Genomic DNA, 21,059 nt, shown 5'->3' with positions numbered 1-21,059 from the left:
GGCAAAGGTCCTTTTTTGTTTGCTATCGATCTTTTGTCAGGTTATTCTGAAATGTATGCCCATTTGTAGTCATACGTTGCGCCAGCAGGATGAACTGCGACATCTTTGACTTTTTCAGCACGTAAATGCGCTTCTGATTTTTGGAATAATGGTACCACACCCATGTCTCCCATAATCGTTTTCTCTGCATTTAACATATCATCCCAACGTTTTTCAGGATTTGTCGCATCTGCACTACTTGCAGCTTTCACTAACTTGTCAAACTCTGGATTGTTATAACGTCCACGGTTATATGAGTTATCTGAAGCAAATAAGTCTAAGAAACTACTTGGATCAGCATAGTCAGCACTCCAACCACCGATTACTGCATCAAAGTCACCTTTGTTTGAACGATCTAAACGAACGGAGAATGGAACCGGACTAACCGTTACCTTCACACCATCTAAAGCATCTTGAATTGACCCTTGAACAAATTCAACTGTTTTCTTAGAAGAATCTGCATCTGAAGAAAGAATATCCATTGTTAAGGTTGAAATCCCCAATTCTTTTTTCGCTTTTTCCCAGTATTCTTTAGCTTTTTTCGTATCATATTCAATTTGACTACCTGCTTCTTTAGCAAAGTCTTTGCCGCCACTTGGGTCTTTTGCCATATCTGCTGGTACTAAACCGTTTGGCTCGATAGAACCATCCCCTAAGATTGATTCAACTAACGCTTTACGGTCGATTGAGTAAGAAATTGCTTTACGTAAGTTCGCATTTCTAAATGGTGATTTTTCATCACGTTGATTTAGTTCCATATATTGTGTTGATGCTTCTTTTTGACTAACAAAAGCTGGGTCATTGGCCATTTGTTGGGCTAATTCACCAGAAAGAACGACATCGTCTGTTTGTCCATCTTGGAACAAGTTCAACGCGGTTGGTGATTCTTTCACAACATTCACATCTACTGAGTCCAGTTTCACTGTGTCTTTATCCCAATATTGATCGTTTTTCTTGAATGACCATTTTGTATCTGTACCAGGACCATCAAAGCCGTCTAAGACGAATGGACCATTGTAGACAGCACTTTCGCTGTTTGATGCATAATTTTTACCATATTTTTCCACAATATCTTGACGTTGCGGGAAGAATGATGGGAAAGCTAATAAGTAATCAAAGTATGGTGTTGCTTTTTCTAAGGTGATTTCTAATTCTGTATCACTGACTGCTTTAATTCCTAATTCTGATTTATCTTTTTCCCCTTTAGCAATGGCATCACCATTTTTTACAGAGGCATACAGATAAGCATATTCAGAAGCTGTCGCTGGATCAACTGTTCGTTGCCATCCGTAAACATAGTCATTAGCAGTCACTGGTTTACCGTCTGACCATTTTGCATCTTTATTTAATTTAATTTTGTATGTTAGTCCATCTTCAGAAACTTCTGCTTTTTCCGCTGCACCTGCAGGTTGGACTTTGTTATCTTTGTCTAAACGATAAATTCCTTCATATACATTATTTAATGCAATAAAACTAATTCTGTCTGTTGCTAGTGATAAATCAGCTGTTGGCATTTCTTGTTGTTCTGTGACACGTAAAACTTGTTCGCCACTTGCCTTACCGCCACCAGACGCGCTTGAGCTATCTGACGTTCCGCCGCCTCCACAAGCCGCTAAAGTTGTTACGCTAAATAATGTAATCACACCGAATGTTAATGACTTTTTCAATTTCATAGTGTTGCCTCCTAAAATAATACAATCTGTATTTTCTGAAAAATCAGAATTTAATAATTATTTATTGCTATGGAATATATCTTACATTTTTCATATTAAAATTGCAAGTCAAAATGTTAACTTTTTTTAATTTTTCTTCTCTTCCTATCAGAAACCACTCTTTTTCTTCCTGTCTTTTATTGCAATTCTTTTGTCAGTTTTCTAAACATTATGGTAAATTAGGAAGTAAAGGAGTGTCAAAATATGAAAAATTCTACGTTTTTAAAGGATTTGTTTGCTATTGATAAAGCAAATGACGAATTATTTCGGTTAGTTGGTGTCGCAATTTGTATGGCAATTCCATTATTAATTGGTTATTTTTCCAATAATTTACTCATTGGGACCTTTGGCTCGATGGGCATTTATACGTTTATTTATTATCAGCCGCTTCCTTTGCCCCAATTATTGCGCAGACTGAATATTGTTGGCTTTTTTATTGTTCTGGGCAACAGCTTAGGAATGCTAAGTCACCATGTACCTTGGTTGATTCCCATTACAATTGCCATCGTCGCTTTTCTTGCACGCTTACTTTTTAGATTGTATGGCATTGAGAAGCCTGGTGCTTTGTTAGTTATCATGTCAACCGCAATGGGAACAAGCAACAATTTTCCTTTACATAAGATTCCCATCATGGCCAGTTTTGTTCTTTTAGGAGTAGTGACCGGCATTATCATGGGCATTGTGCTTCATTTCATCGACAAGCGCCCCTACGTTTTTCAAAAACGGATGTCTCTTCAAGAACGACTTTATATCGATCCCGCTTCTTTATTAGATGCTTTGCATTATGCGGCCATTTTATTTTTAGCGGCTTATTTAAGTCAATCGCTTCATTTAGTCAACGCCTATTGGATGACGTTTACTTGCGCAGCCATTTTACAAGGGGAAAATTTACATTCTGTGATGCAGCGAAATGTGCAACGGATTCTAGGTACGAGTCTTGGTTTGTTGCTTTCTGCAATTTTATTAATGATTCCCTTTACACCTTTACAAACAATCGGTATCATTAGTATTCTATATGCAGCTTTTGAAGGATTCATTAACAGAAACTATGCGATTGCCAGCTTTTTTATTACCCCGATGTCCTTATTATTATCAAATCTTGCACGACAGCAAGTCATTAGTAATCTTTTAAACTATCGATTAGTCGGGATTGTGTTAGGTAGTTTACTTGGTTTTGCCGGCGCTTATGTTTTCACAACTGCGCTACGTTTCTATAATCGGGCCTACTCAATTGATGAAACCTTTGAAAATCAACAAGAAGAAAGAGGCGTTTTATGAAAATAACTTATCCCTTGCCACCAAATCTGCCAGAACAACTTCCTCTATTAACGAACTGTCAATTAGAAGATGAGGCAATCTTAGAAAATCATTTGTATCAGCAGATTGATTTATCGAATCAAGAAGTTCGTAACTTAGTCTTTCGGGATGCTGTTTTCGATCATCTTTCATTAGCAAATGGCCAGTTTGCTTCTTTTGATTGTAGTAATGTGCGTTTTGAAGCTTGCGATTTTTCTAACGTCGAATGGCTGTCTGGCAGTTTTCATCGAGTGACTTTCCTTCGTTGCAATTTGACAGGAACGAATTTTGCAGATAGCTATTTAAAAGATTGTCTATTTGAGGATTGCAAAGCCGATTATGCTTCTTTTCGTTTTGCAAATTTTAATCTTGTTCACTTTAATCAGACTCGTTTAGTCGAAAGTGAATTTTTCGAGGTCACCTGGAAGAAACTCCTTCTAGAAGCTTGCGATTTAACCGAAAGTAATTGGCTAAATACTTCTTTAAAAGGATTGGATTTTTCCCAAAACACCTTTGAACGCTTGACTTTCTCACCAAACTATTTATCAGGTCTTAAAGTCACCCCTGAACAAGCCATTTATTTGGCAAGTGCCCTTGGTTTGGTGATTACCTAAGAAAATTTTAAAAAAATAGCCGAATAACTGGTTCTGTCGGTTCTTTCTTATTAAATTGTTATTAATTTTTTGGAAAAACCAACGGAACCATTTTACTTGTGCCTTATTTTTAGGTAAACTATCTTAGGTTAAGCAATCTCTTTTTTTGGAACAAGAGAAACTTTTGGAATCATTTCCTATAAATCATGAAGAGATTATGACAAACGTTCTTCTAATCCAAGAACGTCTTTTGTCCTATACTCGATTCTACTCAAAAGGAATGTCAGTGAATGAATATAAAAAAACAAGGCCTCGGTCAAGCGACGGGAAAAATCATTTTAATGGGGGAACACGCCGTTGTTTACGGCGAACCAGCAATCGCCTTTCCTTTTCAAGCGACAGAAATCACAGCCGTCTTTACCCCGGCAAAAACTATGCAGATTGATTGTGCATATTTTACAGGATTGCTTGAAGACGTGCCCCAAGAGCTAGCAAATATCAAGGAAGTTGTTCAGCAAACCTTACATTTTTTAAAGGAAGATACAGTTAAAGGCACTTTGACCTTAACAAGTACGATTCCCGCTGAACGAGGAATGGGCTCAAGCGCAGCAACCGCTGTGGCCATCGTTCGAAGCCTTTTTGATTATTTTGATTACGCTTATACATATCAAGAATTGTTTGAGCTTGTTTCCTTAAGTGAGAAAATTGCTCATGGCAATCCTAGTGGTATCGATGCCGCAGCAACAAGCGGCGCTGATCCCTTATTTTTTACTAGAGGATTTCCGCCCACACATTTCTCGATGAATTTATCTAATGCCTACTTAGTAGTAGCTGATACGGGAATTAAAGGTCAAACACGTGAAGCAGTGAAAGACATTGCACAGCTAGCTCAAAATAATCCCACAGCAATCGCTGAAACAATGAAACAATTAGGTTCTTTTACTAAAGAAGCGAAGCAGGCAATTTTACAAGATGATAAACAAAAATTAGGTCAGCTAATGACGTTAGCGCAAGAGCAACTCCAGCAATTAACCGTCAGCAACGATATGCTGGATCGACTAGTGGCTCTCTCTCTAGAACATGGCGCTCTAGGAGCAAAATTAACCGGCGGCGGTCGCGGTGGCTGTATGATTGCCTTAACAGATAATAAAAAGACCGCACAAACCATTGCACAGACTTTAGAAGAAAATGGAGCTGTTGCTACATGGATTCAATCATTAGAGGTGAAAAAGTAATGCTTTCAGGAAAAGCACGAGCGCATACAAATATTGCTCTGATTAAATATTGGGGAAAAGCCAATGAAGAATACATTTTACCAATGAATAGTAGTTTATCATTAACATTAGATGCCTTTTACACAGAAACAACTGTGACATTTGATGCCCATTATTCAGAAGATGTATTTATTTTAGATGGTACCTTGCAAAACGAAAAACAAACAAAAAAAGTCAAAGAATTTTTGAACCTTGTTCGTCAACAAGCCGATTGTACTTGGTTTGCAAAAGTGGAAAGTCAAAATTTTGTGCCTACTGCAGCTGGTTTGGCTTCTTCAGCGAGTGGTCTAGCTGCTTTAGCAGGGGCCTGTAACGTAGCCTTAGGATTAAATCTTTCAGCAAAAGACTTATCACGTTTAGCGCGACGTGGTTCAGGTTCTGCTTGTCGCAGCATTTTTGGTGGTTTTGCTCAATGGAACAAAGGCCACTCTGATGAAACTTCGTTTGCTGAAAATATTCCAGCCAATAATTGGGAAAACGAATTGGCCATGCTCTTTATCTTAATTAACGATGGCGAAAAAGATGTTTCCAGCCGTGATGGAATGAAACGAACAGTAGAAACTTCTAGCTTTTATCAAGGTTGGTTGGACAATGTGGAAAAAGATTTATCCCAAGTTCATGAAGCAATTAAAACAAAAGACTTCCCTCGTTTAGGAGAAATCATTGAAGCCAATGGGTTAAGGATGCATGGAACAACCTTAGGCGCTGTCCCTCCATTTACTTACTGGTCCCCAGGCAGCTTACAAGCGATGGCTTTAGTTCGCCAAGCACGGGCCAAAGGAATTCCTTGCTACTTTACAATGGATGCAGGTCCGAATGTCAAGGTCTTAGTCGAAAAGAAAAACTTAGAAGCATTAAAAACATTTTTAAGTGAACATTTTTCAAAAGAGCAGTTAGTCCCAGCTTTTGCTGGTCCCGGAATTGAATTGTTTGAAACGAAAGGAATGGATAAATAAGCATGATTGAAGTTACTACGCCAGGAAAGTTATTTATTGCAGGAGAATATGCCGTTGTTGAACCTGGCCACCCTGCCATTATCGTTGCTGTGGATCAATTCGTAACTGTAACTGTCGAAGAAACAACAGATGAAGGCAGTATTCAATCTGCACAATACAGCTCGTTACCTATTCGCTGGACACGCCGAAATGGTGAGCTTGTATTAGATATTCGCGAAAATCCTTTTCATTATGTTTTAGCGGCGATTCATCTAACTGAAAAATATGCGCAAGAGCAAAACAAAGAATTGTCATTTTATCATTTAAAAGTGACGAGTGAATTAGATAGTTCAAATGGAAGAAAATACGGTCTTGGTTCAAGCGGTGCGGTAACCGTTGGAACTGTCAAAGCCTTGAATATTTTTTATGATTTAGGTTTGGAAAATGAGGAAATTTTCAAATTATCAGCATTAGCTCACTTAGCCGTTCAAGGAAATGGTTCTTGCGGAGATATCGCCGCCAGCTGTTACGGGGGCTGGATTGCCTTTTCAACCTTCGATCATGATTGGGTCAATCAAAAAGTAGCCACTGAAACATTAACTGATTTGTTAGCAATGGACTGGCCTGAATTAATGATTTTTCCGTTAAAAGTACCGAAACAACTACGTTTACTAATTGGTTGGACAGGTAGCCCTGCGTCCACTTCAGACTTAGTTGATCGAGTCCATCAATCAAAAGAAGAAAAACAAGCGGCTTATGAGCAATTCTTAATGAAAAGTCGGCTTTGTGTCGAAACAATGATTAATGGCTTTAACACAGGAAAAATTTCTGTTATTCAAAAACAAATTACTAAAAATCGCCAATTGCTCGCCGAATTATCTTCACTGACTGGTGTGGTAATCGAAACAGAAGCCTTGAAAAATCTTTGTGATTTGGCTGAATCTTATACAGGAGCTGCGAAATCTTCTGGCGCTGGCGGGGGCGATTGTGGGATTGTAATTTTCCGCCAAAAATCTGGGATTTTACCATTAATGACTGCTTGGGAAAAAGACGGAATTACCCCACTGCCACTTCACGTCTATACCTATGGTCAAAAGGAGTGTAAGGAGAAGCATGAATCGAAAAGATGAACATCTATCATTAGCTAAAGCGTTCCACAAAGAAAAAAGTAATGACTTTGATCGTGTGCGTTTTGTTCACCAATCGTTTGCTGAATCCGCTGTTAACGAAGTGGATATTTCCACTTCGTTTCTTTCTTTTCAGCTTCCCCAACCTTTTTATGTCAATGCAATGACAGGTGGTAGTCAGCGTGCAAAAGAAATTAATCAGCAATTAGGCATTATTGCCAAAGAAACTGGCCTCTTAGTTGCGACAGGATCTGTCTCGGCAGCGTTAAAAGATGCTAGTTTAGCGGATACGTATCAAATTATGCGAAAAGAAAACCCAGATGGACTCATTTTTGCCAATATTGGTGCAGGCTTGGGTGTGGAAGAAGCAAAGCGAGCGCTTGATTTATTTCAAGCGAATGCCTTACAAATCCATGTAAATGTGCCCCAAGAATTGGTCATGCCTGAAGGAGATCGTGATTTCACTAATTGGCTAACCAAGATTGAAGCTATCGTACAGGCCGTAGAAGTGCCTGTCATTGTCAAAGAGGTTGGCTTTGGCATGAGCCAAGAAACCTTAGAAAAACTCACCTCTATCGGCGTTCAAGCAGCGGATGTGAGCGGCCAAGGCGGAACGAGTTTTACACAAATTGAAAATGCCCGGCGGAAGAAACGAGAACTTTCTTTCTTAGATGATTGGGGGCAATCAACGGTCATCTCTCTTCTGGAATCACAAAATTGGCAAAAGAAACTAACTATTCTCGGCTCTGGCGGTGTGCGTAACTCTCTTGATATTGTCAAAGGACTCGCTTTAGGTGCCAAAAGCATGGGAGTTGCTGGGACTATCTTAGCTTCCCTTATGAATAAAAATGGTTTAGAAAATACCTTAGCCCTTGTACAGCAATGGCAAGAAGAAGTGAAAATGCTTTATACTCTTTTAGGAAAAAAGACGACAGAAGAATTGACGAGTACCGCACTTATCCTCGATCCAGTTTTAGTTAATTGGTGTCATAACCGTGGTATCGACAGCACTGTTTTCGCAAAACGTTAAAGAGACCAGAACATTAATGTTCTGGTCTCTTTATTTGAGTTCTTTTATCCTACATAAGCATCTAAGATAATTTGTTTTAGTTCACTAATTAATGGTTCTTTCGGATTTGCAGTTGTACATTGGTCTTCATATGCAAGTTCTGCCATACGATCAACCGTTGTGTCTAATGTTTCTTGTGAGACACCTTGGGCTTTCAAGTTCATGTCAATTCCGACTGATTTACCTAAGTCTGCTACTGCTGTTGCTAAAGCTTCTACTAATTCTGCGGTAGTATTTCCTTTTAAGCCTAAGAATTTTGCAATGTCTGCATAATCAGTATCGGCGCGGAAGTAATCATATTTAGGGAACATTGCGTGTTTTGATGGATCTTTCGCATTGTAACGAATAATATGTGGTAATAAAATCGCATTTGTACGACCATGTGGAATGCCATATTCCCCACCAATTTTATGAGCAATAGAGTGACAAATACCTAAGAATGCATTGGCAAATGCCATCCCTGCCATGGTTGATGCATTATGCATTTTTTCGCGAGATTCCATATCTGGACGTTTCACTGAATTTTCTAAATGATCGAAAACTAACTTGATTGCTTGTAAACTTAAACCACGTGTGTAATCTGAAGCCATCACGGAAACATAAGATTCAATAGCATGTGTTAAAACATCCATACCTGTATCTGCAGTGACTGAAGCTGGCACAGACATTACGAACTGTGGATCAACAATCGCTACATCTGGTGTTAACGCATAGTCTGCTAACGGATATTTCACGTGTGTTTCACTATCAGTAATAACGGCAAATGGTGTAACTTCTGAACCAGTTCCTGAAGTAGTTGGTATACAAACAAATTGTGTTTTTTCTGGTTTGGCAATTTTATATGTCCGTTTGCGGATATCTAAGAATTTTTGTTTTGCACCAAAGAACTCTGTATCTGGGTGTTCATAGAACATCCACATTCCTTTCGCCGCATCCATTGCAGAACCGCCACCCAAGGCAATCACTGTATCTGGTTGGAAATCAACCATCATTTTGGTACCTGCATAAACAGTATTTGTTGATGGGTTTGGTTCAACATCAGAAAATACTTCGATTTTCACATCATTTTTACGTTTTTGTAGCTCTTTACGTACGATATCTGCATAGCCAAATTGAACCATACCTGGGTCACAAACTAACATGACACGTTCAACATTTTCCATTTTTTGTAGATATTGTAAAGAATTTTTTTCAAAGAAAATTTTTGGAGGTAATTTAAACCATTGCATATTATTTCTCCGTTTCGCTACCGTTTTAATATTAATTAAGTTAATGGCTGATACGTTTTTAGAAACAGAGTTTTTCCCGTATGAACCACAACCAAGTGTTAAGGATGGAATCATTTCGTTATAAATGTTACCGATACCGCCTTCTGCTGATGGAGTATTCACTAAAATACGACAAGCTTTCATACGTAAACCAAAAGCAACTTGTAACTCTTCATCTTCTGTATGAATTACTGCTGTATGTCCTAAACCACCTAAGTTTAACATCGCTTCACATAGTTCAAAAGCATGCTCTGCATTGTTTGATTTCATCATTGCTAAAACTGGCGATAATTTTTCTCTTGATAATGGATATTCTGGACCTGCACCTTCTAATTCAGCGACTAAAATTTTTGTGCCTTTTGGTACGCTAATTCCTGCTAATTCAGCAATTTTTTCTGCAGAGTTACCGACAATCGCTGGATTTACTGCGTATTTGCCTTCATTCATCACTGCATCTTCTAGTTTTTGTAATTCATTCGGTTTCACGAAGTAAACATTGTGTGCTTCAAACTCAGCTTTGACAGAAGCATAAATTTCTTTATCCACAATGACCGCTTGCTCAGAAGCACAAATCATTCCATTATCAAATGATTTTGAAACAATTAAATCATTAACCGCACGTTTTACTTTAGCCGTTTTTTCAATATAAGCTGGTACGTTCCCAGGACCAACGCCTAGTGCTGGTTTACCTGTTGAATACGCAGATTTTACCATGCCTGCGCCACCAGTTGCTAAAACAATGGCAATCCCTGGATGATTCATCAAAGCAGATGTTGCATCAATCGATGGTTGTTCAATCCATTGAATACAATTTTCTGGTGCACCTGCTGCAATCGCCGCATCCCGTACAATACGTGCCGCTTCTGCCGAACATTTTTGTGCGCTAGGATGGAAAGCAAAAACAATTGGATTTCTTGTTTTTAAGGCAATTAGTGATTTAAAAATAGTTGTTGACGTTGGGTTTGTTGTTGGTGTGACCCCACATACCACGCCAACTGGCTCAGCAATTTCCATTAAACCGGTTTGTTCGTCTTTGTTAATTACACCCACTGTTTTATCATGTTTAATATTATTCCAAATGTATTCAGATGCATACATATTTTTGATTGCTTTATCTTCATAGATTCCACGGCCAGTTTCTTCGACAGCCATTTTTGCTAAAGGCATATGTTGGTCTAACGCCGCCATCGCCATTTGATGGACAATGTGATCTACTTGTTCTTGTGTAAAATCTTCCATTGCTTTTAAAGCGACATTCGCTTTTGTTGCTAATTCATCAATCATTGATGAAACATCAACCGTTTCTGTCTTTTCTTTTTTTACTGTTTTAACCATGTTCATCCTCCTAAGAGTTTCATTTTAAAAAAACTTTGTTAACTATTTCACATTCACATCATACAACATAAAACGAATCTTGTAAATAGTTTTTGTGATATTTTTCACAACTATTTATAATTTTTTTTATCTCAAAAAAAAAGACCTATTCTTTTTTCTAGAATAAGTCTTCAATATCATGCCAGTCCCTTAAAGGATTTTTTGATGTCTGTGCCAATAATTGTTGATAGTCAAAAAATTCATTTGGCTTAACCTTCTGAATGTCTTTACGACAGTCTTTGACAGATAAATGGGTTTGTTTTTTCCAACGATAGGTGAGTAAATAAGTCAATAAATCTTCTTCGTTGATGGAAGAATAACCTAGTTCACGAAAATTTTGGCACTTCTTTTTAATACTTTTATTGAGCATTTTTTGTTGTAACCAACTTAATTTTTCCTTTGTCATGGGCTCTTCTCCTTCCAACCAAGCGAAAGATTGCTCACTTTTTAACTATCTTCCAACACTATAAAAAGGAACCTTTTTTGTAAACTTAATAGTTAAAAAGGACTTAGGACGTAAGTCCAAATGACCTACCTTCCTAGTCCTACATTTTAAGATAAACGACACGAGCGGAATAGGAATTATCTCTTCTTATTGGCTTTCTCGTGTGACTACTGGTCACAGTTTCGCCTTTGAAAAGCCTGTTCCGCTCTCTCTAACCATTAAATGAATTAGTTGAACCGTTTAGTCTTTCTTTTCTTTTGAAGGATCTGATGTTTCAGGAACTTCAGTTACTTCTTCTGTGACTGTCTCTTCAACTTCTGTGACTGGTACACTAGTTACTGCTGAATCATTTGTAACAGCAGTTCCAGGTGTTACAGTTCGAATTGCTGCACGGTCAAATTCTAAGACAATACCTTCGCAATCGATTAAAACTGTTTTTTCGTTGATTTCACTTAAAACACCATGTAAACCACCAATTGTGACAACACTATCGCCAGTTTTCATTGCGTTTAGTTGTTTTTGACGTTCTTGTTGTTGTTTCTTTTGAGAACGTGTCATGAAAAACATCATTCCTCCTAAAAGGACTAATGTAAAAATCATTGTAAATCCGCCACCCATTTGTTTCACCTCACTCTGCATTATTCACACTACTAACTGTATCAAAAAAATGCTTGAAGAACTAGTTTTTTCCTCTAATTTTTAGAAACTTTTTGCATTCGCTTTATTAAAGCCATATTCTTCAAAAAACGCTTGTCGGAATTCTAATAAATTGTCGTCCATAATTGCTTGACGGACATTTTTCATTAAGTCTAACAAGAAGTATAAATTATGATACGATGTTAAACGGATTCCGAATGTTTCATCACATTTAATCAAATGACGAATATAGGCCCGCGTATAATTACGACAAACATAACAATCACATTTTTCATCAAGCGGACGAAAATCTCTTGCATATTGGGCATTTTTAACAACCAAGCGACCTTGTGAAGTCATACAAGTACCATTGCGCGCAATACGTGTTGGTAGCACACAATCAAACATGTCAATCCCACGAATCACTCCATCAATTAATGAATCAGGGGCACCCACACCCATTAAGTAACGTGGTTTATTTTCAGGAATTAACGGTGTCGTAAAGTCTAAGACTCGGTTCATTTCTTCCTTAGACTCACCAACAGATAAGCCACCAATCGAATAGCCAGGAAAATCCATACTCACTAAATCTTTAGCACTTTGACGACGTAAATCTTCAAATCCCGCACCTTGAACAATACCGAATAATCCCTGTCTATCAGGATTCGCATGGGCTTTTAAGCCACGCTCAGCCCAACGAGAAGTCCGTTCAATCGAGCGTTTGACATACTCATAGCTTTCATCAAATGGTGGACATTCATCAAAGCTCATCATAATATCTGATCCTAATTTATTTTGAATATTGATCGCTTTTTCTGGAGAAAGGAACATTTTTGAACCATTTAAATGATTTCTAAAATGCACACCTTCTTCTTCGATTTTCCGCATATCACTTAATGAGAAGACTTGGAAGCCACCTGAATCAGTTAAAATAGGTTGATCCCAGTTCATAAATTTGTGTAAACCGCCTGCTTCTTCGACTAAATCTTCACCTGGGCGTAACCATAAATGGTAAGTATTACTTAAAATAACACCGGCACCCATTTCTTTTAATTCTTCTGGTGACATTGTTTTAACTGTCGCAAGTGTACCTACCGGCATAAACATTGGTGTTGGAAATGTGCCGTGAGGAGTAATTAATTCACCTAAACGCGCACCTGTGTGTTTATCTTTTTTGATTAAACGATAACGAATGGCTGGTTCCGTCATTCATTTCCCTACTTTCTACTATAATTTGTCCTCCCATCATCATACTTTTTTTTTATTGAATTTGCAAGGATTTCTCAAGGTTTCTTTTTTCAAAAAAGGATCCTTAAAAAACAGCAACTAGTTCAAATAATTCAAATGAGCTAGTTGCTGTTTGGCACTTATTTTGTCGCTGTATATTTTTCTAAATCTTGCATCGCTGTTTTCACAATTTCAGGGGTAATTTTTTGTTTCATATAATGAATCGTTTCGCCTTCTATACAAGCACGTTCTGCTACTTCTTGATACTCGGCTTCAGTTAAGTCCATCTCCATTTCTTTTAAAGAAATAGGCAAACCTAGTTGGTGATAGAAAGGAATTAATTCATCGATTTCTTGCCATTTCTCTTCAATGGCTAATTGAACAAACACACCATACGCCACTTTGTTTCCATGCAATTGTTGATGGCTAGCTGGCAGCAAAGTTAGTGCATCATGAATGGAATGGGCACCCGCTGTCCGACCATAATCATCGCCAAAGCCACCCACCATTCCACCAATAATTAAATTCGTTTCGATGACATCAATAAACGATTGATTTAATTGCTGCTCTTCCATCGCTTTTAAAGCATTGATACTTTCATTTAACAAAATATCGCGACATTTTTCCGCGGCAAAATGAGAAACTTGAATAGGTAACACTTGGACATCTAACTGCGAAATAATCGCATCTGCTTCGTACCATTTAGCTAATGTATCCCCAATACCTGCCACCATTAAGGACCGAGGCGAATGCAATAACACTCTTGGTTCTACCAACACCAAAGCGTTTGCTTGCGGAAAAACGTCATACCGTTCCATTGCTCCATCTTCTCGATACATTACACTCAATGGCGTGCACGGCGCACAAGTAGCTGCTAAAGTGGGTAAAATAATTACCGGTAATGCCATTTTGTGTGCTAAGGCTTTGCCCAAGTCGGCCACTTTTCCTCCACCAACAGCGACGATGGCCTCTAAATGATTGTCCAGCACTTGCGCTTCTAACTCTTGCACACGTTGATCTGTACAAACACCTCCATAGTTTTCAAAAACAGCTGTTACTTTTTGAAACGTCGGAAAATACGGTTTTGCCGCTTGCCATGACTCAGTCCCGTGTAAAATGAATACACGATGAATATTTCTGCATAATAGTTGTCCTTCTAATAATTCCCACGAACCAATTTCGCAAAGATACTCTTGTGGTGTCCCTCTCACAATTAATGATTGTTCCATCTTGAAAATCCCCTTCATTTTTGACTTTTGAAAATTTTTTTGAAAAAGTTGTATTTTTTCAACTCTACTACTTTTCCTTTTACATATTCTATGATATGATAAACCACATCATAACACAATAAATTTTTATACATTTATTCGCTTTTTTTGAATATTTATAAAAATAATACAAAAAGGAGTTTACGCAAATGACCAAATGTAAAAAATGGCTACAGACGATTTTACCAATTTTATTCTTGTTGCTCTCATTATTACCTATTAAAGAAACTTTTGCAGCCGAAACCGATCCAGTCTATGACAAAATCATCCAAAAGGGAGAACTAGTTGTCGGCTTATCCGCAGACTATGCCCCTTATGAATTTCATGCAAAAGTAGATGGTGAAGATAAAATTGTTGGTTTTGATATTTCTATTGCTCAAAAAATTGCCGACGATTTAGGCGTTAAATTAAAAATCGAAGAACTAGGCTTCGATGCTCTGTTAGGGGCCTTAAAAACTGGCAAGATTGACATGGTCATCTCTGGCATGTCGCCAACGCCTGAACGATTAAAAGAAGTAGCTTTTTCTCAACCATATATGAACGTTCAACAAAGAGTCATTGTTCGGAAAGAAGACAAAGATAAATTTCATTCCACTAAAGATTTCGAAGGCATTCGTGCAGGTGCCCAAAAGCAAACGACACAAGAAGAATTAATTAAAACCGAATTAACCGGTGCTGTCCCTACTTCTCTTCAAAAAATTCCAGATTTAATTATGAATCTAAAAAATAATAAATTAGATGCAGTCGTTATGGAAGAACCGGTTGGCGAAGCCTATGTTTCTCAAAATGAGGATTTATCTTTTGCTGATGTTACCTTTGAAAAAGGCTCAAAAGATACTGCCGTTGCTTTTCCTAAAGATGCGCCCGTTTTGACGGAGAAAGTAAATGCCTCTATTAAACAAATTAATGATCAAAAATTAATGGACGGTTATAAAAAAGAAGCCAATCAATTAATGTTCCAAAAAGATCAAAGCTTTTTACAAAAGTATGGAAAGTTCTACCTTAACGGTGCGGGCTATACCATTTTCCTAGCTTTCATTGGTGTTTTGTTTGGTGCCATTTTAGGGGCATTACTTGCCTTAATGAAGTTAGCCAATTCCAAAATTTTACGTGGCATTGCCATTGCTTATATTGAATATGTTCGTGGCACTCCTTTGCTTGTTCAAATTTTTATTGTCTATTTCGGGACAGGCGTTCTTGGTTTAGACTTATCAAAAGTAGCAGCTGGTTGTATTGCTCTTTCTTTAAACAGTGGTGCATATGTAGCAGAAATTATTCGTGCTGGTATTCAGGCGGTTAATAAAGGACAATTGGAAGCTGCTCGTTCTTTGGGAATGAATCAAAACCAAGCAATGCGATACATCATTTTCCCACAAGCTATTAAAAATATTTTACCAGCGTTAGGCAATGAATTTGTTACAGTAATTAAAGAATCTTCCGTTGTTTCAGTCATTGGTGTTTCAGAACTAATTTTCCAAGCTGGCAACGTTCAAGGAGCAAGTTTTAAACCCTTCCTACCTTACTTAATTGTATCGTTGATTTATTTCGTCCTAACCTTTACTATCTCACGTCTATTAGGTGTTGCTGAAAGGAGAATGAGTACTAGTGATTAACATTAAAAACTTACAGAAAACATTCGGAAAAAATGAAGTACTTAAAGGAATTGACTTAGAAATTGAAGCTGGTGAAGTTGTCGTAATTATTGGCCCTTCTGGCAGTGGTAAAAGTACTTTTTTACGTTGCTTGAACTTATTAGAAACACCAACTGGTGGCAGCGTTGAATTTGAAGGAAAAAATTTATTAGATAAAAATACCAACATTGATCAACTTCGTCAAAAAATGGGAATGGTATTCCAAAATTTCAATCTTTTCCCGCATAAAAATGTCTTGGAAAACTTAACGATTAGTCCTGTTAAAGTAAAAAAAGAAGCCGCTGCTGAAGCCACAGAACATGCTCTTTCTTTACTGGAACAAGTTGGTTTATCAGATAAAAAAGAAAATTATCCCGCTCAACTTTCTGGTGGGCAACAACAACGGGTAGCGATTGCTCGTGCTTTAGCCATGCGCCCTGACGTGATGCTGTTCGATGAACCAACTTCTGCCTTAGACCCTGAAATGGTGGGCGAAGTGCTATCCGTTATGAAAAATTTAGCTATTGAAGGGATGACAATGGTAGTGGTTACCCACGAAATGGGTTTCGCAAAAGAAGTCGCGGACCGTGTCATTTTTATGGATGCAGGAATTATTCAAGAAGAAGGCACACCTGAAGAAATTTTTGATGCGCCACAAAACCCAAGAACACAAGATTTTCTAAGAAAAGTTTTATAAAAAGGAGCACCTGGTATGGATCGCAAGAATATCGCAACACGTTACCAACAACCTACTGAAAATTTACTCATGGATATTGCAACATTGGCGAAAAAGACCCCAAATTTAATCGATTTATCGATTGGCGACCCTGACTTAATTACCGATGAGCGGATTATCGAACAAGCAGCTAACGATGCCAAAAACGGGCATACAAAATATACCGCTTCTGATGGTAGCGAGGCATTCATTGAGGCGGTCATTCAGTTTTATCAGTCACATTATCAATTATCTTTTCAACCGAATCAAGTCCGGGCCACAGTTGGCGCTCTGCATGGAATGTACCTTGCCTTACAAGTGATTCTAAATCCTGGAGATGAAGTGATTATTCATGAACCTTACTTCTCTCCTTATAAAGACCAAGTTCTTTTAGCAGATGGCGTTCCGGTCTTTTTGCCAACCTATGAAGAAGATGGTTTCCAAATTGATGTAGCTCTTTTGAAAGAAAAAATCACGCCTAAAACCAAAGCGATTATTCTTAATTCACCGAATAACCCGACAGGCGCTGTTTTCTCTGAAGAAACTTTCAGAGAAATTGCACAGGTAGCGATTGAACACAACTTATACATTCTTTCAGATGAAGTTTATGAAGCCTTTTGTTTCCAAGAAACGTTTACTCCCATGGCTACGTTTGCTCCAGAAAATACTATCACTTTTGGTAGCTTTTCAAAAGCCTTTGCAATGACTGGTTGGCGTATTGGTTATATGATTGCCCCAGACTATATTAACGAAGTAGCCAAATTAATTAATGAAGGCGTTACGTATTCTGCGCCTACGTTGTCACAGCAAGCAGGAATCTATGCGTTACAACATTTTGACGAATTTGTAGACCCAATCGTTGAAGTGTTCCAAACACGTTTAGAGTATGTGGCCCAACGAGTAGCAAAGATCCCTTTCCTTTCGCTTCATCCAGTCAAAGGAAGTATTTACGCCTTCATTAATATTCAAAAAACTGGACTAACTTCCGTCCCTTTTGTGGAAAAGCTTTTAAAAGAGACACAGGTATTAGTGATTCCTGGAAAAGCATTTGGTGAAACAACGGGCGATGAGTACATTCGCTTAGCCGCAACACAAAATTTAGATTTATTAAAGGAAGCGTTCGATCGAATTGAAAGAATGACCTTTGAATAAAAAAGCTTCTGCATTAGCTAATAATCATAGCTAATGCAGAAGCTTTTTAGATTTCTTCTATCAATTCAATCGCTTGCCCACCAACATGCGGTGGAATCGACATAGTCATCGGTGGCAAGCCCACGACTGTGAAACGGACTTTGGTTCCTTTTTTCAAGTGAGACAGTGGGATACTTTCCTCTAACTGTTCAACAAGTATGTTTAAAATTACCCCATGAGAAAATAAGGGCACAATGGATTCTGGATCACTTTCTGCTTGGATATTTTCTAAATGTAATCGCATTGACAATGGCTGCGTCTCATTTAACACACCAGCCTCTGCTAATTTCCCTGTAAAAACAGCAATTTTTTCAGTCATTTGTTTGCCTCCTTTTTAAACATCATATTGAAGAGAATTAATTCCATCCCCTAAAAATTCTGAAGCGTTGTTAAATTCGGCAGGATCATATTTGGTATAGGAAACTTGTAATGTCAAAGTAATATTCCTTAAGGTTTCAGAATGGGCAAATTTCTCTTGAGCTTGTTGTTTGAATTCTTTTCTAGTAGTGTATCCGTCATCCCCATCGCGGAAAATTAATAACGCCCAAGTCGGCGGTGTGCCGTCGATAAAGTATGGTAAGAAGCGATCATCCGTTGTCTCTTTAATCGCCGCTGTCACGATTTGTAGCAATTCATTCTTTTGTTCAGGACTTAATAAGTTACGAATACTTTCCCAATAGGCCACTCGGATCACGACTAAATATAACGGCGCTTCATAACGTGTAGAAATGTCAGAAAATAAATCGAATCCTTCTTCATACATTTTTGCTGTTCTTAAATTAGTTACTGCATCTAACGCATTTAACCGTGAAGTTTCTTTACGTAAGCGAATATTTTCTTCTTCAATCGTACGAATTTGATAAGTCACTGCATAGATTGTTAAACAGTAGAGCGGCGGCATGATTAGCCAAAATAATGAGCCATAGCTAAACAAATCATGATAGACATACTGATATACAACATAGGTCAATTGTAGAAAAATAAATATAAGCGAAAATGTTAACCCCGCTGTAATTCCTACAAAATAGGTAACAATAATTAAGATAACTGAAATTAATAGACAACTTAAGTCCACAAAGAAATCATTCGTTCCTAAGGCCATAAAGATGGTTGTGCCGACAACCAAAACAATTCCTACCAACAAAGTTAAATCCAAAAGCAAGGTCACTCGTTTTTGATTCACTCTATTCCCCACCTTTCAAATTCTTCTTCACGATGAAGAACGCACTTAATCCAATAATGGTCATACCAATTAAGAAGACAAATAGATAAATCATTAATTTATGATTATTGACAATTCGTTTACCTAATGATTCGTTGCTAACGTTGCTTACACGTTTTTTGAAACGATAATCATAGCGACGATAGTTCGGATCGACCACAATGGCATCTCCTTTGTACATAGAAGTATTCTTCTCTGTATTCACTTGTGTAGAGGCTAAAAAGACACCTTGTGATTTAGCTCCCGTTAAGATTAACGCCGCGGCTTTCGCATTATATGGAGAAAACATTAGCTGCGCCGTACCGATTTGTTTGCCATAATCTTTTTCAATGCTTAGTTTCTCGTTTGAAACAAAACGTGTGAAGTCCTTATCATAATGGAAATATAACTGATCGTTTAACTTACGAATCATCGGATTATCCTTAGGCGTACCAAAAATAATCAAGTTATGATTTTCTAATGCCGCATTTTTAGGCGCTTTTTTATAATACGTAATCTCACCGACATTACTTTCGGCATAATTACCAATTAAGTTAAATAAATTGGTCAACACTTTAAAATAGTTGTCGTCCATTTTTTCTGGTAATAAAATCGCTAAATCAGCAAAAGAACGGCTTCTGATAAAAATGTTCGGATAGTTGTTAAATAATATGTCATTCAGTTCTTCTGTTTGAATAAACGCATTCGAATTATTTTCAATAAAGGCCCATGGAGTCTGACCATTTCGTAAAACTTCTGGTGATTTAACATTCAAATCAAAAGCAACTTTTAAAACAAAACTATCAGCAATTTCTAAGTTCTTTGGAAATTCGAGATTTAATTCATCACCGTTCGCACGAGCAGCGGTTAATTTCTTGCTGCCAATTGGTTTATCATTGGCATAGACCGTCACTAAAGAAGAATCAAAATCTAAGTTTTCAGCGTATTTAAAATGTAAATGCACGCGACTGCCATTGGCATTGTTTCGATCCACTGGTAAATTGACAAAGTACGTTTGTTCTTGGTGATAGGCCCCTTCTAGTTTGTCCCCCGTTGAGGTTAATGGATAATTTCCATCAAATTCTAAAGTTGAACTAAACGTATCGGTATTCTCATCAACTGTTGTCTCTTCTTTATCTGTTTGGGTCATTAATTCATAATTGGCTAAATAACGTCCCGCACGAACAAGTAAGTCCTCATCTTTAGAAGTAGCTACTAAAACATGCTTATCTGGTTGATTGAAAAATTTTAAGACAGCCTGGTCCTCCACACGTTTGCTATCAATTTGACTTTTATACTGATCTGGTAATTTATCATAGCTGGCAATAATCAACTGATAGGGTGCTGACTGTTCTTTGTTCAAAGAAGCCATTGGCAACAATTCTTCTGAGGTAGTAATCAAACGAGCAGCACCAGCTAACGCATGGGTCGCTGCAGCTAATTCTTTTTCCGATGCATTTTCTGGTGTCAAAATAACACTGTGTTTATTCGCAATCGTGTCTGCTCCCACAAAATGATTATAAAAAGAATGAATCGTATTCTCTGGTAATTGTAAATCGTATTGGAAGTTTACGTTAGATCCTTCATACATCGTTAACCAATTTGCTGGAGTTTCAATTAAATTATACATGTCGTTTCCTGCCTGATTAATAATTTGGCCTTCAACAGTCAATGTATTTGTCTCTTTAATCAGTTCCAAAGGGATTTCAATCGTCTTTTGTTGAATACCAGTCGTATTTTCAGGACGCCAAGAATAAAACTTCACACCATTAACTGCCACAGTTAAATCTGAGGTCTGATTATTTTTTAATTGTGTGATTTGGTAGGTCATATTGAATGATGCTTTTTTTACGTCCCAATAATCAATTTTTGTAAAATACATGGTGCTACGGACAGAAGTACCTGTTAAAGAGATTGTTTTATTTTGAAAAGGTTGTGTAAAGGTATGGTTGTCTTGTTCTTTGTTTTCGGCGTATACGGTCGGACTTGCGACACCAATCAGAATTGCCAGAAAGAACAACCCTATTAAAGTGACTGTTTTTTGTTTCATTGCACGTT

At 37.7% G+C, this 21,059-nt stretch carries 18 protein-coding genes; 9 read left to right on the top strand and 9 right to left on the bottom strand.

The window, feature by feature from the left end; all coding sequences use genetic code 11:
* Window positions 1–41: 41 nt before the first annotated feature.
* The gene (gene opp1A, locus IGK86_RS03495) at window positions 42–1,712 is read right to left on the bottom strand and encodes an oligopeptide ABC transporter substrate-binding protein Opp1A (protein ID WP_010816372.1); all 1,671 of its coding nucleotides are present in this window, start codon (window positions 1,710–1,712) and stop codon (window positions 42–44) included.
* Between the two features lie 243 nt (window positions 1,713–1,955).
* On the opposite strand from opp1A, the gene IGK86_RS03490 reads away from it, so the two are divergent.
* The 6 genes from IGK86_RS03490 to fni all read left to right on the top strand — a co-directional run bounded on the left by IGK86_RS03490 (window position 1,956) and on the right by fni (window position 8,006).
* Window positions 1,956–3,029 carry an FUSC family protein gene (locus IGK86_RS03490; RefSeq protein ID WP_002355782.1) on the top strand — a complete coding sequence of 358 codons (1,074 nt, stop codon included), beginning with the start codon at window positions 1,956–1,958 and terminating at the stop codon, window positions 3,027–3,029.
* Complete coding sequence (locus IGK86_RS03485; RefSeq protein ID WP_002376088.1) at window positions 3,026–3,661, top strand: pentapeptide repeat-containing protein; 636 nt, start codon at window positions 3,026–3,028, stop codon at window positions 3,659–3,661. The genes IGK86_RS03490 and IGK86_RS03485 overlap by 4 nt, the downstream gene beginning before the upstream one ends.
* A gap of 269 nt (window positions 3,662–3,930) precedes the next feature.
* Window positions 3,931–4,875, top strand: coding sequence for a mevalonate kinase (mvk, locus tag IGK86_RS03480; RefSeq protein ID WP_010828617.1), 945 nt, complete (start codon window positions 3,931–3,933; stop codon window positions 4,873–4,875).
* On the top strand, window positions 4,875–5,870 hold the full coding sequence (gene mvaD, locus IGK86_RS03475; RefSeq protein WP_002358822.1) for a diphosphomevalonate decarboxylase: 996 nt from the start codon (window positions 4,875–4,877) through the stop codon (window positions 5,868–5,870). Before mvk ends, mvaD begins: the two co-directional genes overlap by 1 nt.
* 2 nt (window positions 5,871–5,872) lie before the next feature.
* Window positions 5,873–6,979, top strand: a complete 1,107-nt coding sequence (locus IGK86_RS03470) for a phosphomevalonate kinase (protein ID WP_002355777.1) — start codon at window positions 5,873–5,875, stop codon at window positions 6,977–6,979.
* Window positions 6,963–8,006, top strand: coding sequence for a type 2 isopentenyl-diphosphate Delta-isomerase (gene fni, locus IGK86_RS03465; RefSeq protein WP_104877073.1), 1,044 nt, complete (start codon window positions 6,963–6,965; stop codon window positions 8,004–8,006). Before IGK86_RS03470 ends, fni begins: the two co-directional genes overlap by 17 nt.
* A 44-nt stretch (window positions 8,007–8,050) precedes the next feature.
* Here the strand turns inward: fni and adhE are convergent, their stop codons facing one another.
* The 5 genes from adhE to IGK86_RS03440 form a co-directional block, all read right to left on the bottom strand.
* Window positions 8,051–10,648 (bottom strand): bifunctional acetaldehyde-CoA/alcohol dehydrogenase, encoded by a 2,598-nt coding sequence (gene adhE, locus IGK86_RS03460; protein ID WP_002388933.1) that lies wholly within the window; start codon window positions 10,646–10,648, stop codon window positions 8,051–8,053.
* A gap of 157 nt (window positions 10,649–10,805) precedes the next feature.
* Window positions 10,806–11,111 (bottom strand): post-transcriptional regulator, encoded by a 306-nt coding sequence (locus IGK86_RS03455; protein ID WP_002355774.1) that lies wholly within the window; start codon window positions 11,109–11,111, stop codon window positions 10,806–10,808.
* A gap of 261 nt (window positions 11,112–11,372) precedes the next feature.
* Window positions 11,373–11,771 carry a preprotein translocase subunit YajC gene (gene yajC, locus IGK86_RS03450; protein WP_002383336.1) on the bottom strand — a complete coding sequence of 133 codons (399 nt, stop codon included), beginning with the start codon at window positions 11,769–11,771 and terminating at the stop codon, window positions 11,373–11,375.
* A gap of 60 nt (window positions 11,772–11,831) precedes the next feature.
* A complete protein-coding gene (gene tgt / locus IGK86_RS03445) occupies window positions 11,832–12,977 on the bottom strand; it encodes a tRNA guanosine(34) transglycosylase Tgt (protein WP_002355772.1) in 1,146 nt (381 codons plus the stop codon).
* Window positions 12,978–13,135: 158 nt separating this feature from the next.
* Entirely contained in the window at window positions 13,136–14,242 is a 1,107-nt protein-coding gene (locus tag IGK86_RS03440; protein ID WP_016617482.1) for an iron-containing alcohol dehydrogenase family protein, read from the bottom strand.
* A gap of 170 nt (window positions 14,243–14,412) precedes the next feature.
* Here IGK86_RS03440 and IGK86_RS03435 point away from each other — a divergent pair, with 170 nt between their 5' ends.
* The 3 genes from IGK86_RS03435 to IGK86_RS03425 are packed head-to-tail and all read left to right on the top strand — an operon-like array spanning window position 14,413 to window position 17,761.
* Entirely contained in the window at window positions 14,413–15,876 is a 1,464-nt protein-coding gene (locus tag IGK86_RS03435) for an ABC transporter substrate-binding protein/permease (RefSeq protein ID WP_016617483.1), read from the top strand.
* On the top strand, window positions 15,869–16,591 hold the full coding sequence (locus IGK86_RS03430) for an amino acid ABC transporter ATP-binding protein (protein WP_002355769.1): 723 nt from the start codon (window positions 15,869–15,871) through the stop codon (window positions 16,589–16,591). The genes IGK86_RS03435 and IGK86_RS03430 overlap by 8 nt, the downstream gene beginning before the upstream one ends.
* A gap of 15 nt (window positions 16,592–16,606) precedes the next feature.
* The gene (locus tag IGK86_RS03425; RefSeq protein WP_002355768.1) at window positions 16,607–17,761 is read left to right on the top strand and encodes a pyridoxal phosphate-dependent aminotransferase; all 1,155 of its coding nucleotides are present in this window, start codon (window positions 16,607–16,609) and stop codon (window positions 17,759–17,761) included.
* A gap of 46 nt (window positions 17,762–17,807) precedes the next feature.
* On the opposite strand, the gene IGK86_RS03420 is transcribed toward IGK86_RS03425, so the two are convergent.
* Genes IGK86_RS03420 through IGK86_RS03410 form a run of 3 tightly spaced genes read right to left on the bottom strand, consistent with a single transcriptional unit; the run spans window position 17,808 to window position 21,051 of the window.
* Window positions 17,808–18,119, bottom strand: coding sequence for a hypothetical protein (locus IGK86_RS03420; RefSeq protein WP_002366283.1), 312 nt, complete (start codon window positions 18,117–18,119; stop codon window positions 17,808–17,810).
* A 15-nt stretch (window positions 18,120–18,134) separates the two neighbouring features.
* Window positions 18,135–18,995: a hypothetical protein gene (locus IGK86_RS03415; protein WP_002385041.1), complete on the bottom strand. Its 861-nt coding sequence runs from the start codon at window positions 18,993–18,995 to the stop codon at window positions 18,135–18,137.
* Window positions 18,985–21,051, bottom strand: a complete 2,067-nt coding sequence (locus IGK86_RS03410; protein WP_002373524.1) for a cellulose biosynthesis cyclic di-GMP-binding regulatory protein BcsB — start codon at window positions 21,049–21,051, stop codon at window positions 18,985–18,987. Before IGK86_RS03410 ends, IGK86_RS03415 begins: the two co-directional genes overlap by 11 nt.
* Window positions 21,052–21,059: the final 8 nt, after the last annotated feature.

Source organism: Enterococcus sp. DIV1206 (assembly GCF_051712485.1).
Lineage (GTDB): Bacteria > Bacillota > Bacilli > Lactobacillales > Enterococcaceae > Enterococcus > Enterococcus faecalis.
This window is presented reverse-complemented; position numbering and strand designations above follow the sequence as displayed.

Excerpts from the sequence above, each read along its gene's own strand:
- tgt (WP_002355772.1), bottom strand. The coding sequence starts at position 12,977 with ATGACGGAACCAGCCATTCGTTATCGTTTAATCAAAAAAGATAAACAC.
- IGK86_RS03435 (WP_016617483.1), top strand. The coding sequence starts at position 14,413 with ATGACCAAATGTAAAAAATGGCTACAGACGATTTTACCAATTTTATTC.
- adhE (WP_002388933.1), bottom strand. The coding sequence starts at position 10,648 with ATGGTTAAAACAGTAAAAAAAGAAAAGACAGAAACGGTTGATGTTTCA.
- IGK86_RS03485 (WP_002376088.1), top strand. The coding sequence starts at position 3,026 with ATGAAAATAACTTATCCCTTGCCACCAAATCTGCCAGAACAACTTCCT.
- IGK86_RS03490 (WP_002355782.1), top strand. The coding sequence starts at position 1,956 with ATGAAAAATTCTACGTTTTTAAAGGATTTGTTTGCTATTGATAAAGCA.
- mvk (WP_010828617.1), top strand. The coding sequence starts at position 3,931 with ATGAATATAAAAAAACAAGGCCTCGGTCAAGCGACGGGAAAAATCATT.
- fni (WP_104877073.1), top strand. The coding sequence starts at position 6,963 with ATGAATCGAAAAGATGAACATCTATCATTAGCTAAAGCGTTCCACAAA.
- mvaD (WP_002358822.1), top strand. The coding sequence starts at position 4,875 with ATGCTTTCAGGAAAAGCACGAGCGCATACAAATATTGCTCTGATTAAA.
- IGK86_RS03470 (WP_002355777.1), top strand. The coding sequence starts at position 5,873 with ATGATTGAAGTTACTACGCCAGGAAAGTTATTTATTGCAGGAGAATAT.
- IGK86_RS03425 (WP_002355768.1), top strand. The coding sequence starts at position 16,607 with ATGGATCGCAAGAATATCGCAACACGTTACCAACAACCTACTGAAAAT.
- opp1A (WP_010816372.1), bottom strand. The coding sequence starts at position 1,712 with ATGAAATTGAAAAAGTCATTAACATTCGGTGTGATTACATTATTTAGC.
- IGK86_RS03420 (WP_002366283.1), bottom strand. The coding sequence starts at position 18,119 with ATGACTGAAAAAATTGCTGTTTTTACAGGGAAATTAGCAGAGGCTGGT.
- yajC (WP_002383336.1), bottom strand. The coding sequence starts at position 11,771 with ATGCAGAGTGAGGTGAAACAAATGGGTGGCGGATTTACAATGATTTTT.
- IGK86_RS03410 (WP_002373524.1), bottom strand. The coding sequence starts at position 21,051 with ATGAAACAAAAAACAGTCACTTTAATAGGGTTGTTCTTTCTGGCAATT.
- IGK86_RS03440 (WP_016617482.1), bottom strand. The coding sequence starts at position 14,242 with ATGAAGGGGATTTTCAAGATGGAACAATCATTAATTGTGAGAGGGACA.